Genomic DNA, 2571 nt, shown 5'->3' with positions numbered 1-2571 from the left:
CCGAGATCTTTTCGCGTTCCATGATCTCGAGTGCCGCGGTCGCATCGAAGCGCGGCATCAACACCAAGGTGGCACCGACGCAGATTCCCGCATTCATGGTCACTGTCTGGCCGAACGAGTGGAACAACGGCAAAGTCAGGAGATAACGCTCATGCATGGACGGAACGCTCTCGAACAACCGGTTGGTCGACAGTGCATTCAAGACCATGTTGCAGTGAGTGAGTTCGGCGCCCTTGGGCTTTCCGGTAGTGCCGCTGGTGTAGAGAATGACCGCGGTGTCCGTCGGTTCACGAACAACCGCGGCTGCAGGCGTTTCCGTGCCGGACACGGATGCCAGTGCTTCGCCTAGAGTCTCGACTCCGAGGATCGACGACGGTGCACCCGACTCGGCGCTGATCACGATCAGGGCCGAACAGGTCTCGCTCTGCTCGAACCCGGCGATGGCGTACTCAGCGATCGGCAATTCGGGACTTCCCTCGAAACAGAAGTACAGCTTTGCTTCCGAATCAGCCAGGTGATAGGCGATTTCGCGCCCCTTGAGCAGAATGTTCAGAGGAACGACGACGCCGCCGGCCTTGAGAATGCCGTAGTAGACGATCGGGAACTCGAGAACGTTCGGGCAGGACAACGCCACCTTGTCACCTGGCTCGACACCCCGCGAGACGAGCAGATGGGCGATGCGATTCGCATAGGCGTCGAACTGCGCATACGTCAGCCTCGCTTCCCCGAGAACCAGCGCATCCCGTTCCGGGTATCGTCGGGCCGAATCTTCCAGCAGAGCAGCAAGATCAAGCACGACTGTGTTCCTCCTGCGCCTCGGAATCCGTGGCATGAGACGAGGCGGCGTGCGACACCGACTCGAGCAGTTCCAACACCAACGATTCCGCCCGCGGCCAATACCCGTATCCGGACGCCGGATTGAGGTGTCCGACCTCACCCAGATCCAGCAACCGACTCCCCCATCCTTCAGCCAAACCCACAACTCGGCGATACCCGGCGAGCGGATCGTTCCGACTCGCCGCGACCGTGCTCGGAAAAGGCAGACGCTGACGCGGTATCGGTAGCCACCCGTGTCGGTCGAGATCTTCGAGAGACGGATAAGACTCGGGCAGCGGAAGTTCGAGATCCGCCGGCGTGACCAGAAGTGCGCCCGCAACCTCTCGATGATGCGCCCTCGCCCAGTGAGCAACTGTCATGACTCCGGCGCTGTGCCCGACCAGGACCACCGGCCCGCAGACACTTGTCAGCACCTCGTTCAATGCCGCAACCCGCGCATCGCGGCTGAGCTTGTCGGTCTCGAGGGGAGGAACCGTCAGAACGTTGTCGAGCCTGCGCGCGAGGTGAGTCTGCCAATGATCTTCGACATGATCCCGCAGACCGGGAACCATTACTACCGTAGTTGATTCATTCATCATGAGCTCCGAACGTCTGTTACTTCAGTGGCGCCGGGGATCTCGGGCCGATTCTGCAACGTCGCCAGCCGCCTCATCCCGGCGGGATAGGCACGCTTGCCGGCTACCAACGCGAGGGCCGCGACGACATAGACGAAGGGCGAAAGCTGTAGAGCGCCGAGAAGACCCAGGTGATCGGCGAGGATGCCGACAACGAAGGGACCGAGCGCCAGCCCGAGAAGGTTGTTGGCGACGGTGAGCGTTCCCATGGCCGACGCTCGAATCGAGTGATGGGTAAGGTTCGCGACCATCGCTGCCGTCGGCCCCGACGAACCGGCGGAGAAGAATGCACCGATACCGAGCAACACGAGTTGTGCTGTCCCCGTGCCCAACCGGAGCCCGATGCTCAGCGTCACCAACGAGATGGCGCAGTAGACGATGGCGGTGGTCCATTTTCGCGCCGAATCGTCGCGGCTGAATCTATCTGTGATGAAACCGCAGACCACCATCCCGCTTCCGACCAGGAGGACGAACACGGAAGCCGTGACACCGGCCTTGTCCGGGGCCAAATCGTAGTAACGATTGAAGAAGCTCGGCAACCACGCCAGAAGTACAGCGGCGGTGAACATCTGGAGACCACCACCGATATAGGCGAACAACACGGCGGGATTGGTGAACAGCGAGGACACCGGCGCACGAAAACCGTCGTGTCTCACCGCTTCCCCGGCGGCATCCGGCGCGGCCTCGACGGCGTAAGCGGTGAGCTTCTTCTCGGTGACGAGGGCACGGAAGCGCGCGACCAGAATCAGACCGAAGATTGCCATGGCGGCAAAAGACCACCGCCAACTGAACTGGACTGCGATGAACCCACCGATTGCCACACCGATGACCGAACCGAACGATCCACCGGCCATGAAGGCACCTGCAAGAGCTGCGTGCACGCGGGGCGCAAACACACTGAGGACCACGGCGATACCCACGCTGCCGTACGCCGCTTCACCGACACCGACCAGGAATCGGGCGCCCAACATCTGTTCGTAGGTCTGAGCGATTGCGCACAGCAACGTCGCGACACTCCACAACACCGCCATCAAGATCAAGCTCTTGACGCGGCCCCAGCGGTCCGCGAGCAGCGACAACGGGAACGTCAACAGCCCGACCATCAATGCCACCACGCTGC

Annotated in this window: 3 protein-coding genes; all 3 read right to left on the bottom strand. The window is 61.7% G+C overall.

The features are described from left to right. Window positions 1–796: AMP-binding protein (locus A2J01_RS04580; RefSeq protein ID WP_156519154.1), on the bottom strand; the 796-nt coding region annotated here is incomplete at its 3' end. Then, on the bottom strand, window positions 789–1412 hold the full coding sequence (locus A2J01_RS04575) for an RBBP9/YdeN family alpha/beta hydrolase (RefSeq protein ID WP_042447831.1): 624 nt from the start codon (window positions 1410–1412) through the stop codon (window positions 789–791). The genes A2J01_RS04580 and A2J01_RS04575, both read right to left, overlap by 8 nt. Continuing rightward, the coding region (locus A2J01_RS04570; RefSeq protein ID WP_064112129.1) for an MFS transporter at window positions 1412–2571 on the bottom strand (1160 nt) is incomplete at its 5' end. The genes A2J01_RS04570 and A2J01_RS04575, both read right to left, overlap by 1 nt.

Source organism: Rhodococcus sp. EPR-134 (assembly GCF_001647205.1).
GTDB lineage: Bacteria > Actinomycetota > Actinomycetes > Mycobacteriales > Mycobacteriaceae > Rhodococcus_F > Rhodococcus_F qingshengii.
This window is presented reverse-complemented; position numbering and strand designations above follow the sequence as displayed.